This window comes from Pseudomonadota bacterium (assembly GCA_039196715.1).
Taxonomy (GTDB): Bacteria; Pseudomonadota; Gammaproteobacteria; order CALCKW01; family CALCKW01; genus CALCKW01.
In genome coordinates, this window is sequence record JBCCUP010000009.1 from 1 (window position 1) to 13,009 (window position 13,009).

Below are 13,009 nucleotides of genomic sequence, written 5' to 3' on the forward strand. Positions count from 1 at the left end.
GCTGGGTCGGGCTGTAGCTCGATCACACAGCACTGCTCGGCAACCGATGTCGCGGAATAGGGCACAAAGCCTACCCAGCTCAGGCCGGGGAACGTAGTATCGAGCATGGCGGCGGTCTTTTGGTCGGCTGTTTGGTCGCACTTACAACCTTATGCCAATTGACCGCCTGCCTCTTCCTTCACGCTAATGCGCGATGAACCTTTTTTTTGTGGTCGGGATCAGCGTGACGGCACCGACAATGTGATTTCCTCGCCACCGGCGCCGTCGGGCTTCATGCGCGCCCGCACCCGCACACGGGTCAGGCCGGCGGGAATCGTCAGGCGGTTCAACGAGCGGGTGAACGGCTGCTCGTTTTCATGGGGGTGATGCAGGATGCGCGTGCCCAACACGGTGCCGTCGGGGGCAAGCACTTCGAACCGATCGGCGTAGTAGTCCCAGCCGGTGTCGTTCGAACGGATGGTGGCGTCCACCCGAAAGTGATCGCCCTGTTTGGTGATGGTGGCGTTGATCACGTCGGCTTCGCCGGCAATGCCGGGCAGCATGGCGAGCAGCAGCGCCCCGGTCAGGACGGCGCGAACGGGGTGAAGCATGGGGGTTCCCTCCGAATCAGGTAATCGGTTCAGCCGGCGAACAGACTGCCCGGGCCGGCGTTTTGCGTGTCGAGGCCGGCGAGCTGCATGAGGTGCCAGCCGAGCACCAGGTTGCTCGACAGCACGGGTACGCCGAGCTGGGCCTCCGCCAACGCGATGATGCGAAAGCTGCGCAGGTTCGTGCAAGACGTAAAAACCGCATCGACGCCGTCGTGGTCGAAGTCGCACAGTGCGTCGAGCACGCTCTGCTCGCGAATACGGGCCACCACGGCCTCGTCCTTCTGCTCGAAAGAGGCAAACTGAACGATGTCGATCCCGTGGGCGATGATGTGCTCGCGCATCGCGGCGCTGACCGATTCGACGTAGGGCGTCAGCAGGCCGAGTCGCCGGATCTGGCGCGCGCGACAGACGGTGATCAACGCGGTCATCGGATCGGTACAGGCGGCGGTCGGGTGGTGTGACCGGATCATCTCTGCCACGGTGTCGGGCCCGATCAGCGTGGCACCCGAGGTGCAACCGTAGGCAATGGCGCGCAACGCGGCGTGGCGTGGCAACAGCGATGCCGCCGTCGGCAAATGGGCCGACATGGTCGCCAGCGTATCGGGAGTGACGTCGTCGGCGCTCGGGATCCGGCTGTGGTAGATGGCCACCCCGTCCCCGAGCGCGAGGGTTCGCAGCTCCGGCTCGAGGGACTCGTCGGACTGGAGCACGATGACGCCGAGGGCAGCACACGCAGCGGCACCGCCGTCGAGTGAGAATTCAGGCTTCACAAGTGCTCCCCGCACCGGCTCGACCGGTCGCGAAAGTCGTAATTGGGCGAATCGAGGACAGACCGCCGGTTGAATGCACGATAGGCTTGTCTTCCCCTCGTCGACCCGAGTTCGAGCCCAGTATGCCAGCACCCGCGCCCGCGCCGGATCACAAGGCCGCCATTGCGCGTCTGAGCCCGAGCGAGCGCGAGCGCCTGTTGACCAAATCCGATCGCGCCGGCGCGGTTCAATTGGCCACGCACCTCGGCGCGATGGCGGTCATTGCGCCGGGTATCGCGCTGGACACCGCACTCGGCGTCGCCTGCACTTTCGTGTACGGCGTGTTGCTGGTCTTTCTGTTCACCGCTCAGCACGAGTGCGTGCACTTTACCGCCTTTGCGTCGCGGCGTGCCAACCAGTGGGTAGCCAATGTCGTTGGAGCACTGTTGTTCAACCCGGCGCACTGGTTTCGTTATTTTCACCTCGCGCATCACCGGTACACGCAGGACCCGGAACGTGACCCGGAGCTGGCCTCGGCGAAGCCGGACACGGCATGGCGTTACCTGTGGCACGTGCTCGGCTGGCGGGTGCTGGCGTCGGGCGTGGCCACGGTGCTGCGCAATGCCCGCGACGGTGAACATGCGGACTGGCTACCAGCCAACCGACGCGGCACCGTCATCCGTGAGGCCCGCCTGCTGCTGTTGTGTTACGCAACCGTGCTCGGCGCCGCCGCGGCGACCGACGTTGGCTGGTTGTTGAGCTACTGGTTGGTGCCGCTGTTGCTCGGGCAGCCGGTGCTGAGGTTGTACCTGCTCGCCGAACACGGGCGCTGCCCGTTCGTCGCCAATATGTTCGAGAACACGCGCACGACATTCACCAATGCACTCGTTCGGCGACTGGCCTGGAACATGCCCTACCACGCCGAGCACCATGCGTTCCCGAGTGTGCCCTTTCACCGCTTGCCGGCCTGGCACCGGCACGTCTGTGACGAGCTAAAGTGCACGTCACCCGGCTATGCGCAGTTCCACCGTGCTTACGTGGAGGACTTCCAATGACACGACCCCACAATCGACTGCCCTTCGAATGGCCGACCTGGCTGGTGTTGTCGGCATGCTATGCCGCCTGGCTTGGCTGCGTGATTGGCTACGCCAGTTGGGGGGCGTGGGTGATCGTGCCGGCGGTGGTGTGTGTCGCGCTCCATTCGTCGTTGCAACACGAGGCCCTGCACGGTCATCCGACACGCAGCGCCGGCCTGAACGAGGCGCTGGTGTATCCGGCAATCGGTCTGTTCATACCCTATCGGCGTTACAAGGAAACGCATCTTCGGCACCACAACGACACCCACCTGACCGACCCCTACGATGATCCCGAGAGCTTTTACCTGGCTGCGGGCGATTTTGCCGACCAGCCGGCCTGGAAACGCGCACTGCTGCACTGGAACCAAAGTGTGCTGGGCCGCTGGGTGGTAGGGCCGCCGTTGGCATTGTGTGGTTTCTGGGCCGACGAGCTGAGGCGGCTCCGTGCGGGCGAGTCCCGCGTTCGTGTTGCGTGGTACCACCACCTCGCGGGTGTCGCAATTGTGCTGACCGTGCTCTGGAGTAACGGTGTGCCGTTGCTCGGCTATGTGTTTTTGGTCGCCTGGCCCGGGATGTCGCTGATCATGACCCGCTCGTTCATCGAACACCGCGCGGCACCGGGTGTGGCCGAGCGCACCGCTGTGGTCGAGGCCGGGCCGGTCATGAGTCTGATCTACCTCAACAACAACCTGCACGCGGTTCACCACCGCGATCCGACCTTGGCCTGGTATGCCTTGCCGGCGCGCTGGCGAGACGATCGCGCCGCGGTCCTGGACGGCAACGGTCACTACCTCGTGTCGGATGGGTACTGGGGCGTGCTGAAGCGGTGGTTTCTGTCACACCGCGAGCCGGTGGTGCACCCCTACCTGCGCAAGGACTGAGGCGATGGCCAATCCGGTGTTGGCACTCTGGACCCGCGCGGGCGGGTGGCCGTTCGGGCGCTGGCTGTTCTCGCGGCTCGTGGCGTGGCGGGCGCCGTACTTTCGCACGGTCACACCCCGAATCCAGGTGCTTGAGCCTGGTCGGTGTGTGGTGTCGATGCGCAAACGGTGGGCGGTGCAGAACCACATCAGGACTGTCCACGTCATTGCCATTTGCAACCTGTTGGAAATTGCCATGGGCGCGTGCGCCGAGGCGTCGGTGCCGGCCCACCTGCGCTGGATACCCAAGGGCATGTCGGTCGACTACGTGGCCAAGGCAACCACCGACATCACGGCCACGGCGGAGATTGACCCCGAAGCCTGGCAGCCAGGTGACCTGGTGGTACAGGTGCGCGCCGAAGACACCGCGGGCACCGTGGTTGTGCGCGGTGAGATCCGCCTCTGGATTTCGGAAAAACCCCGCTGAGTGCAGGGCACCGGTGGCGCGTGGCGCGCCACCGTTGGACAGCTCCCGTGGCATGTTTCTTGTGTTCGAGAGGCGAGAGATTTCGCTGGAGTCAGCCCGTGTCCAACCGCGTCCACTTGTCGGTGTTCCTTGTCGCCACTGCGGCGCTTAGCGGGGTGCATCAACCCGTTCTTGCAGACACACTGCAGTCGGCGCACAACGCCCTGTGCATGCGCCTGCAACAGTGTGCGGTGCAATCGCGCTCTGAGGGAAACACCAACGGCGATGTGCTGAAGCTGTTCACCGAGGCGACCGAAGGTCTGTGCCGTGCACCCGATGCCGAATTCGGTGGCAAGACACCCAGCGCAGAGGGCCGGGCGCTGGCGCAGAAGTGCTACCGCTCCGCCGTGTTGCAAGGCTGTGATGCCCTGATTGGCATGGACATGGACACCCCAGCCTGTGCGGCGTTTCACCAACACCTTCAGTCCCTGAACTGAGCGCCGTCGGCGCCACCACGCGTCAGTCGCGGTAGTCAGGGTCGGTCGCGTCGAGTTGCGCCTTGAGGTGCGCGAAGTGCGCATCGCCCATGCCTCGGTAGGCTTCCCAGCCCGCAGCCGTTCGCTCGGCCACCTCGGCCGGCATCACATTCAACGGTTGTCCCGTGCTGAGCGCGAGAATGTAGGTCTGCGCTGCGCGCTCGAGGTAGTAGAGCGTCTCGAAGGCGTCCGCCACGGTTTCGCCACACACCGACACACCGTGGTTGCCCATCAACATCACGCGGTTGTTGCCGAAGGCCTCGGCGATCCGTTTCCCTTCGCCCGCGTCGTCTGCGATCCCGCCGAAGCCCAGATCGATGGCGCAGCGATTGTAGAACCGCGCCGTGTTCTGGTCGATCGGCAACAACGCCGGGTCTGCCAGGGTGCACAGGGCGGTGGCGTAGGGCGGGTGACAGTGCAGCAGCACACGCGCGCCTGGCGCGTGCGCGTGGACCGCACCGTGAATGCACCAGGCTGACGGGTCGGGCGCGTTTTCCGACTGCATCACCGCCTCGTCGTCGACGTGCAGCGCGAGCAGATCAGACGCCCGGACGGTCGAGAAGTGCTGCCAGCGCGGGTTGAGCAGGAAGTGGCGCCCGTCGTCACTGAGCGCAGCACTGAAATGGTTGCCAACCGATTCGTGCCAGCCGAATTGCACGGCGAGCCGAAACGCGGCTGCGAGATCCTCCCGCAGCGCCTGCTCGTCATCGGATGGGGTGGGTCGCACACGCTCGACTGTCATGGGTTACTCCTCCTCCGCGATAGGTTTCAAGTGTGCGCAACGCGTGGGTTGCACGCTGGCGAATGCGCGACGGTTGACGTGCAAAAGCGACGGTGGGTGACACCTGCGCTGCTATGCTTCGAGACCGTTCTTTCGAGTGTGGTCGCCGCGGTGCTGATGCTCAAGCCAGGGGACGGTGTGGCACTGGTCGCACCGGCGGGACAGGTCCGGACGGTGGATCGTCCGCTGCTGGACGCTGCGGTCGCGTTGCTCGAAGGCTGGGGCCTGCGCGTCCGACTGGGTGTTGAAACGGATCACCACTTCTACCTTGCCGGCGAAGACCGCAAGCGTGCGGCGCACCTGGTGTCTGCGCTGTCAGACCCCGACGTCCGCGCCGTGTTCTGCACACGCGGTGGATACGGCAGTGCGCGGCTTTGGCCTGCGTTGCGCAACGCCGGGATCGCCTCGCCGCGCCTGCTGGTCGGCTTCTCTGACATTACAAGCCTGCATCTTATCGCGCAGCGACGTTGGCCCGGGATTGAATGTGTGCACGGCCCCAACCTCGCGACTGCGCAATTGCACGGTGATCACGCAATCGTGAACCGTGACGCCTTGCACCGTGCGCTGTTTGACTGGCAACCGGAGACGGTCACGTTGCAGACGGTCGTGTCCGGGCGAGCACGGGGGCCGCTGGTCGGCGGTTGTCTCAGCCTGGTCGCAGCGGCGATGGGCACACCCTACCAGCTCGACACCGACAACAGCGTTGTCTTGCTCGAGGACACGGGTGAGGCGCCGTACCGCATCGACAGGATGCTCGTGCACCTGTGCAATGGTGGCGTTTTCGACAACGCAGCCGGTGTGGTGCTCGGCACCATGCCTGGCTGCGTGGACCCCTACAATGATCTGCTCGAAATTGTCAGTGAGCTGATGACTCCGCTGGGGTTGCCCGTGTTGGCCGGGCTTGCAACTGGCCACGGTGATCGCAACCGCGCGGTGCGCCTGAACCGTTTCGTCGAGCTCGATGGTGAGCGCGCGACACTGCGTTTTAGTTGATCTGTCAAGCAGATCACGCGCACCAACCGAATGTTAAATGCCAAGCATGGTTACGTTGCGATACCGGGCGTGGCAGGCCTTGCGCAGGGCGACAGCCGCATAATACGACGTTGTGTGGCAAACACCGTCGACACGCGAACGAAATTGGCACCAATGCCTTGACTTTCGTGAAAATAGTGGGTGCCGATGCTACCCATCTTCAGCCGAGCCGTTTACACTGACCCGCACATCTTGGCAATAAGATGTTTGGCGTACAGGTAGTGGTGCTTGAAAAAACCCGTTTGCCTAGCCGCTGTCGGGAGTTTGTGTGCTTGATTGTCGATGGCCATTTTTCGTTTCAGCACACAGTTGAGGGTTCTCGATGAATATCTATGTGGGTAACCTGCCCTACAGCACGACCGAAGACGAGCTGCGCAGTGCCTTTGCAGCCTACGGTGAGGTGTCACGTGCCACTGTCATCAGCGACAAGTTCTCTGGTCAGTCCAAAGGCTTCGGGTTCGTGGAAATGCCAAATGCAAGCGAGGCCAACGCCGCGATCGAAGGCTTGAATGAGAGCTCGCTCTCCGGGCGCAACATCCGCGTCAACGAGGCGCGCCCGCGCGAAGAGCGTCCGCCGCGCCGCGACGGTGGCGGCGGCCGTCCGCGCTACTGAGCGGGTACGCTTCACCGCGACTCACACACCCAAGCCTGGCCAGTCGCCGGGCTTTTTTGTTCCTGCGGCTCAGTCGCCTTTGAACTTAGGCTGCGAACGGGCGCGCACCGCCGAGAGCCCGCGTTGCAGGTCCTGCGACCGGGCGCAGCGCGTGTCCCACGCTTGCGCGACGGTGTCGTCCCAAGTGCCTTGGGCTGCCTGGTCGATCAAGGCCTTGCTCGCCCGGGTCGCGAGGGGGGCGAGTGTCGCGAGGTGTTCGGCAAAGGCCTGGGCCGTCTCGGCGAGACCCGCCGCATCGGCCACTCGATCGAGGTAGCCCAGCGACAACAGGGTGTCCGACGTCAGTGTCTCGCCTGCGAGCAGAATGCGTTTGGCCCCCACCGGGCCCAGACGTTCGGTGTACCGGCGGATGCCGCGCGGCGGGTAGCACAGCCCGATGCGAGTGGCCGGCACGCGAACGCGCAGCGTGTCGACCGCGAGTCGGAAGTCGCAGGCCAGCGGCAACTCGGCCCCGCCGCCGTGGCAATCGCCGCTGATTGCGGCCACGGTCGGCAGAGGGCAGGCGGCAACCCGGTCGAGCATGTCGTGGAAGCGGGCGGGCGTCAGACTGCCGTTGTCGAGCTCGTCCAGCGCGGCGCCGGCACAGAACACGGGTGACGGCGTTGCCTCGAGCACGACCACGCGCACGTCCGGGTGCGCTGCGGCGGACTTGAACGCCTGTTCCAAGGCGTCGATCGCCTGGTTCCCCAGCGCGTTTCGGCGCGCCGGGCAGTTCAGCCGGACCCGTGCAATGTGTCCGCGGGTGTGGGCGAGGACGGGTGGCTCGTCGGGCGATGTCATGGGCTCAGCCCAGTGCCACGGTCAGCCAGGTCGCGACGACCACCAACACGGTCAACAGCACCGCCGCCGACCCCTGGTCTTTGGCACGACCCGAGAGCGTGTGGTGTTCCTCGCCAACCCGATCCACCACCGACTCAACCGCCGAGTTGAGCAGCTCGACTACCATGAGCAGACCGATGGACGCCACGAGCAAGAGGCGTTCGAGTGCGGTGTCGCCCAGCCAGAGTGCACACGGCGTGGCCAGCGCAAGCAACAGGCACTCCTGGCGGAACGCCGCTTCGTGCCTGAACGTGGCTACCAGGCCCTGCCAGGAAAACCGGGCCGCGTTGACGAGGCGTGTGAGGCCGGTTGCGGTGTACTGGGACATGCGACGCGATCGGGCGAGTGCGAGGCTAACAGTATAGGCGGACCGGAATCAGGCCTGGTGCGAGGGGTGCAACACCGGTCGCATGAGGCGCCTGAACAGAAAGGCCAGCGCGGGGGCCACCACGAGCGCGGCCAGCGCGCCGACGGTGGCGTGGATGGCGACGAACTCCGGGTTGATCAACCAGGGCGGTTGCACCATCAGGTAGAGCCGCATGCCGGCCACGTTGCTCGCCAGCGAAATGATGATCGACCACACCGTCATCGAAATCGGACAACTGAAACTGCGTGCGGCGGTGAATCCCGCGATGGTGTTGACCAACAGGTGTATGGCCACGGTTGTCTCCCGGCGAATCGCCTCGTGTGGGTCGCACCCGCAGGGTACGGACACGGCCGGTGCGCGGGTGTGAACGGCGTCACGTTTGCGCACACCGGGGCTGTGACCTCCGGGCAATCCGCAGTATCGCAGGTCCTGACCTGCCGCCGGGTAGCGGCGCGTTTTCTTACAGGAATTTCATCTGGGCGAGCCAGCGGGGTGGCGCGGAGGGTGCACTTGTAGGTGTGCGGACACTCTGACAAGGACAGCTAATGTTAATTTTGAGTCGCCGTCTGGGAGAAAAAGTGGTTATTGGCCCAGACATCACGGTGGAAGTGGTTTCAATCAAAGGCAGCCAGGTGAAGCTCGGTTTTGCCGGTCCGAAGGATGTGCCGGTTTACCGGCAGGAAGTCTTCGATCGCAAGCAACGCGAGGCCGCTGCGGCGGCAGCCGCGAATGCGTGTGTCGGGGACGTCGCCCCCGCGACTGCCGTGCAGACGGGGGCCGACCGGGCAGCCTGAGCGCCCGACAGGTCTCAGTCAACGGGCGGGGCCGTTGAGTCCCGCTCGATCCACTCGAAGGGCACACACTGGCGCATCGGTTCCTTGAACCCGACGTCGCTCGGCAGTGAGACCATGGCGTCGGCGGCCCGACGGCCGATGGTGCGGGCTGGCAAGCGGACCGTGCTGAGCTGCGGTTCGATCGCGGCCGATCCACGAAAGTCTCCGATCCCCACGACCGACAGCGTTTGCGGCACCGCGATGCCGCGCGCCTGACAGGCGTAGATCACACCCTGTGCAATCACATCGTTGCCCGCCACGATGGCCGTCGGCGCGTCCGTGGCCAACAGTGAGGCCGCACGCGACTTCGCCTGGTTGACATCGTAGGGACACGCCACCAAGCGGGGTGTGATGCCGGCCGCCTCGGTCGCCTCAAACGCGCCGCAGCGGCGGTCACGCGCACGGTCGTTGCCGTCGTCGGCCGGGAACAGAAAGGCAATGTGTCGGTGGCCTAGGTCGATTACGTGTTGCGCGGCATGGCGGCCGGCCGCGCGGTTGTCCGTGCCGACGCAGGGCAGGGCGGCGTCCTCCCGGAAATTCCAGATCGACAACACCGGCACCGCTTGGGTGCGCAGCATCCGCAGCGTCACGTCGCTGTGGTCGAAACCCACCAGCGCAACACCGTCGATACGCCGCTCGAGCAGCGAACGCACGATCGCCACTTCCTGTTCGAGGTCGTAGTCGTGCGTGGCGATGAGCAAGGTGCGGTCGTGGGCGCGCAGTCGGTGTGCGAACGCGTCGACCAGTTCGGAGAAGATGGCGTTGTCGATGGTGGGGACCACCAGTCCGACGCTGCCCGAGTCGCGGTTGTGCAGTGTGCCGGCCGCGCGGTTGCGGATGTAGCCGAGCGCCTCGGCGGCTTGTGCCACCTGCACGCGTGTGTCCGCTTTCACCTGATCCGGCGCGTTGAAGCAGCGCGACACCGTCGCAGGCGACACACCGGCCCGGCGTGCCACCTCGACGATACCCGGTGCGCCCTTTCGACTGCGTGGCCGTCTCATGCTGGGCTCCCTTTCATCAGAGCGTCAGGCTAGCGAAATATGAAAACGTTTACATTTTTATTTTCACAATTACACTCCTGTGCATCCGAGCAGCGAGGGCCGGGCGGCACGCATGGAGTTCCTGAACCATTTCGGTGGGGTCTTTGAACCGCTGTCACTGGCGCTGCTGATCGGCGGTACCGTCGGCGGGCTGATACTCGGCGCGACGCCGGGGCTGTCGCCGACCATGGCGGTCGCGCTGCTGATCCCGTTCACCTTTCACCTCGCGCCCACCCAGGGTCTGATTCTGCTCGGTGCTGCCTACACGTCCACCGTGGCGGGGGGCGCGGTCAGCGCGATTCTGCTCAAGATTCCCGGTGCACCGGCCAACATCGCAACGGCACTGGACGGGCATGCGATGGCCTCGCGCGGGGAGGGCGCGCGTGCGTTGCAGCTCTCCTTCCTGGCCTCGGGTGTCGGCGGCGTTATCGGCGTACTCCTGTTGATCTTCCTGACCCCGGTGTTGGCGCAGTGGGCGCTCGCGTTCGGCCCGTCACACTTGTTCTGGCTGGCGATCCTCGGTGTCACCGTGATCGGCTCGCTGGATTCCAACAGCTTCGTCAAGGGCTTGCTGTCCGGGTGCATCGGGCTCTGGCTCTCGATGATCGGGTACGACGATATCCAGGGCGCGCAGCGCTTCATTTTTCATGATGCGCTGTCTGGCGGCGTCAACATCATTGCCGCGTTGATCGGTCTGTTTGCGATACCGCAGGTGCTCGAGATGTTTGCCAAGGGTCGCCGGCACCAGGCGGTGCAAACGGTCGAGGTGCCCAGCCACTCGCTGTTGGCATCACTGCGCGAGTTGTTCGCGCGCGCGCGCGCGCTCTCGATCGGCACGGTCGTCGGTTCGATCGTCGGCCTGATTCCCGGCGTCGGCGGGCAGATTGCCGGGCTTGTCGCCTACGACCAGAGCAAAAAATTCTCGCCCGAAAAAGACCGTTTCGGCCAGGGGCACCCCGAGGGTGTAATCGCCGCGGAGTCGGCCAACAATGCGATGGTCGGGCCCTCGCTGGTGCCGCTTCTGACGCTCTCCATCCCCGGCAGCCCGACCGCCGCCGTGTTGCTCGGTGGCCTCCTGATCCACGGCATCTTCCCGGGCTCCGACCTGTTCGACAACTACCCCGAAGTGGCCTGGACCTTCATCAACTCGATGTTGATCGGCCAGCTCCTGATGGTGGCGTTCGGCATCTACACCGCGGTGTGGGCGGCGCGGATTGCCCGCGCGCCGGTGCCCATCCTCGCCGCTGCAGTGTTGGTGTTGTCCGTGTTCGGCGCCTACTCGGTGCAGCAGTCGATGGGTGACGTGCTGGTGATGTTTTCACTTGGTGTGATGATGTTCGCATTGGTCCGCTTCGGTTTTTCCGCAGCACCGCTGGTGTTGGGGCTGATACTCGGGCCGATTGCCGAGGCCAACTTCATTCAGGGATCCATGATCGCGAATGCGACCAACGGCCCGGCGGCCTACTTCCTCGGTGGCGCGCTCAACCTGGTGTTGATCGCCCTTGTGATTGCCTCGGTGCTCTACAGTTTCGTGTCGAACCGCAAGGGTGACACAGCAACCACGCCGACCGGCGCCTCGCGCGCCCAGCACGGCGTGTCCAGCCTGGTCGTGCTGGCCGTCGCTGCCAGCGTGTGCTGGTTGAGCTTCACGGTTGAACCGGCGGATGCGTTCCTCTTTCCCCGCCTGATTTCCGGGTTCTTCCTGGGCTTCGCGCTCTGGAATGCCTTTCGCGCGCTCAGCGGACGGGCGCGTGTCGGCGACGGTGTGTCCGCGGCGATGCTGCTGACCATCCTGCCCGGCCTGGTGGTTGCGGCCATGCTGGTCTATGTCGCTGCCAAGGCGCTCGGTTTCTACACCGCCGGCGCCCTGGCGTTCTTCACGGTGTACACGATCTACGACCCGAGCCCGCTGACCGCGGTGTCCGCCTGGCTCCGCCGGCTGCTGGTGACGGCGGTGTTCATGGGGGTGATGTACGCCCTGTTCATGCTGTTGCTTCAGGTGCAGACACCGCGAGGCGCGTTTATCTGACGCTGACTGCGGGGCGTGTGGGGCCAGAACACCCCACAGCCCCCGGAGACAGTTCAACGCCGGCGCGGGCGCGCAGCGACCGCGAAGGCACTTTTGGAACCAAGAGAGGGAGAACGAGAAGATGAAAAAACTGATCCAGGCCGTCGCACTGACGGCGGCCGCCGTACTGGCGGGTGGCGCGCACGCAGCCGAGTTTCCCGAGCGGCCCATTGGCGTGGCGGTGTCGTACGGCGCAGGCGGGGCAACCGATTTCCAGGCGCGCATCGTGACCATGGTTGCGGGCAACGAGGACATGCTCGGGCAGCCCATGTACATCATCAACAAGCCCGGAGCTGGCGGTCGCGTGGGGTAGAACTGGTTTGCGAGCGAGGCTGACGCGGATGGCTACACGCTCTCGGCCTACAACGTGCCGCATTTCATTGCGCAATCGATCAAGGGGGGTGTGAAGTACTCGGTCGACAGTTTTGAGCCGATCGCCAACTGGGGTGCCGATCCGGCCGTTGTCGTGGTCGGTGCGGACAGCCCGTACAACACCATCGGAGAGTTGGTCGACTTCGCCGCGGCGAACCCCGGCAAGGCCACACTTTCCGGCGCGGGTCTGTTTGTCGGGCACCACATCGCGGCACTGCAGCTCGAGAAATCAACCGGTGCCAAGTTCGCCTACATCCCGACCAAGGGCGGCGGTGCGGCAGCCATGAAAGCGGTCATCGCCGGCGACGTCATCGGTGGCATCAACAACCTCTCGGATGCGTTTCGTGCCCGTGAGGCGGGCAACGTGAAAATCCTCGCGGTCGCAGATCTGGAACGCAACGATTTCATGCCCGATGTGCCGACCCTGATGGAGTCCGGGTACGACGTCGACAACTCCTCGGTCAACTTCCGTGGCCTGATGGTGCCCAAAGGCACCCCGCAAGCGGTGATCCACACGCTCGCGGCGCAGGTGCCGGCGATGTTCGGGCACAAGCGCGTGCAGAGTCGTATGCAAGCGGGCGGCTCACCGATGCGTGTGATGAGCCGTGAGGAAGTACAGGCCATGTGGGCAGAGCGCCAGAGCGCACTGGAGGTGTTGCTCGAGGGCCTGTGATCCGTCGGATCCAGCCTGGACACGGGCTGCACCGCGCGTGCAGCCCGTGTCTGTCGACAGCAATGGGGTAGGAA

At 64.9% G+C, this 13,009-nt stretch carries 15 protein-coding genes and 1 pseudogene; 9 read left to right on the forward strand and 7 right to left on the reverse strand.

Annotation, left to right across the window (positions count from 1 at the left end; genetic code table 11):
* Positions 1–218: 218 nt before the first annotated feature.
* Both AAGA11_05365 and AAGA11_05370 read right to left on the reverse strand, forming a co-directional pair.
* Positions 219–590, reverse strand: coding sequence for a hypothetical protein (locus tag AAGA11_05365; protein ID MEM9602269.1), 372 nt, complete (start codon positions 588–590; stop codon positions 219–221).
* Between the two features lie 29 nt (positions 591–619).
* A complete protein-coding gene (locus tag AAGA11_05370; protein ID MEM9602270.1) occupies positions 620–1,360 on the reverse strand; it encodes an Asp/Glu racemase in 741 nt (246 codons plus the stop codon).
* A gap of 122 nt (positions 1,361–1,482) precedes the next feature.
* On the opposite strand from AAGA11_05370, the gene AAGA11_05375 reads away from it, so the two are divergent.
* The 4 genes from AAGA11_05375 (at position 1,483) to AAGA11_05390 (ending at position 4,238) form a co-directional block, all read left to right on the forward strand.
* On the forward strand, positions 1,483–2,394 hold the full coding sequence (locus tag AAGA11_05375; GenBank protein ID MEM9602271.1) for a fatty acid desaturase: 912 nt from the start codon (positions 1,483–1,485) through the stop codon (positions 2,392–2,394).
* On the forward strand, positions 2,391–3,296 hold the full coding sequence (locus tag AAGA11_05380) for a fatty acid desaturase (GenBank protein ID MEM9602272.1): 906 nt from the start codon (positions 2,391–2,393) through the stop codon (positions 3,294–3,296). The genes AAGA11_05375 and AAGA11_05380 overlap by 4 nt, the downstream gene beginning before the upstream one ends.
* A gap of 4 nt (positions 3,297–3,300) precedes the next feature.
* Positions 3,301–3,762, forward strand: a complete 462-nt coding sequence (locus AAGA11_05385) for a hotdog fold domain-containing protein (protein MEM9602273.1) — start codon at positions 3,301–3,303, stop codon at positions 3,760–3,762.
* A gap of 98 nt (positions 3,763–3,860) precedes the next feature.
* Positions 3,861–4,238 carry a hypothetical protein gene (locus tag AAGA11_05390; protein ID MEM9602274.1) on the forward strand — a complete coding sequence of 126 codons (378 nt, stop codon included), beginning with the start codon at positions 3,861–3,863 and terminating at the stop codon, positions 4,236–4,238.
* A 22-nt stretch (positions 4,239–4,260) separates the two neighbouring features.
* Here the strand turns inward: AAGA11_05390 and AAGA11_05395 are convergent, their stop codons facing one another.
* The gene (locus tag AAGA11_05395; protein MEM9602275.1) at positions 4,261–5,019 is read right to left on the reverse strand and encodes a class II aldolase/adducin family protein; all 759 of its coding nucleotides are present in this window, start codon (positions 5,017–5,019) and stop codon (positions 4,261–4,263) included.
* Between the two features lie 78 nt (positions 5,020–5,097).
* On the opposite strand from AAGA11_05395, the gene AAGA11_05400 reads away from it, so the two are divergent.
* Positions 5,098–6,051, forward strand: coding sequence for an LD-carboxypeptidase (locus tag AAGA11_05400; GenBank protein MEM9602276.1), 954 nt, complete (start codon positions 5,098–5,100; stop codon positions 6,049–6,051).
* 361 nt (positions 6,052–6,412) lie between these two features.
* Positions 6,413–6,703: an RNA-binding protein gene (locus tag AAGA11_05405; GenBank protein MEM9602277.1), complete on the forward strand. Its 291-nt coding sequence runs from the start codon at positions 6,413–6,415 to the stop codon at positions 6,701–6,703.
* Positions 6,704–6,772: 69 nt separating this feature from the next.
* Here AAGA11_05405 and AAGA11_05410 read toward each other — a convergent pair whose 3' ends face one another.
* From AAGA11_05410 to AAGA11_05420, 3 genes are read right to left on the reverse strand one after another with little or no spacing between them, the layout of a single operon-like run.
* Complete coding sequence (locus tag AAGA11_05410) at positions 6,773–7,543, reverse strand: enoyl-CoA hydratase/isomerase family protein (GenBank protein MEM9602278.1); 771 nt, start codon at positions 7,541–7,543, stop codon at positions 6,773–6,775.
* Between the two features lie 4 nt (positions 7,544–7,547).
* Positions 7,548–7,910: a diacylglycerol kinase gene (locus tag AAGA11_05415; protein ID MEM9602279.1), complete on the reverse strand. Its 363-nt coding sequence runs from the start codon at positions 7,908–7,910 to the stop codon at positions 7,548–7,550.
* Positions 7,911–7,958: 48 nt separating this feature from the next.
* Positions 7,959–8,243 (reverse strand): hypothetical protein, encoded by a 285-nt coding sequence (locus AAGA11_05420; protein MEM9602280.1) that lies wholly within the window; start codon positions 8,241–8,243, stop codon positions 7,959–7,961.
* 251 nt (positions 8,244–8,494) lie between these two features.
* Here AAGA11_05420 and csrA point away from each other — a divergent pair, with 251 nt between their 5' ends.
* The gene (csrA, locus tag AAGA11_05425; protein MEM9602281.1) at positions 8,495–8,743 is read left to right on the forward strand and encodes a carbon storage regulator CsrA; all 249 of its coding nucleotides are present in this window, start codon (positions 8,495–8,497) and stop codon (positions 8,741–8,743) included.
* 14 nt (positions 8,744–8,757) lie between these two features.
* Here csrA and AAGA11_05430 read toward each other — a convergent pair whose 3' ends face one another.
* Positions 8,758–9,783, reverse strand: a complete 1,026-nt coding sequence (locus AAGA11_05430) for a LacI family DNA-binding transcriptional regulator (protein MEM9602282.1) — start codon at positions 9,781–9,783, stop codon at positions 8,758–8,760.
* 112 nt (positions 9,784–9,895) lie between these two features.
* Here AAGA11_05430 and AAGA11_05435 point away from each other — a divergent pair, with 112 nt between their 5' ends.
* Both AAGA11_05435 and AAGA11_05440 read left to right on the forward strand, forming a co-directional pair.
* A complete protein-coding gene (locus AAGA11_05435) occupies positions 9,896–11,851 on the forward strand; it encodes a tripartite tricarboxylate transporter permease (protein ID MEM9602283.1) in 1,956 nt (651 codons plus the stop codon).
* A gap of 121 nt (positions 11,852–11,972) precedes the next feature.
* A pseudogene (locus tag AAGA11_05440) lies at positions 11,973–12,935 on the forward strand (tripartite tricarboxylate transporter substrate binding protein).
* Positions 12,936–13,009: the final 74 nt, after the last annotated feature.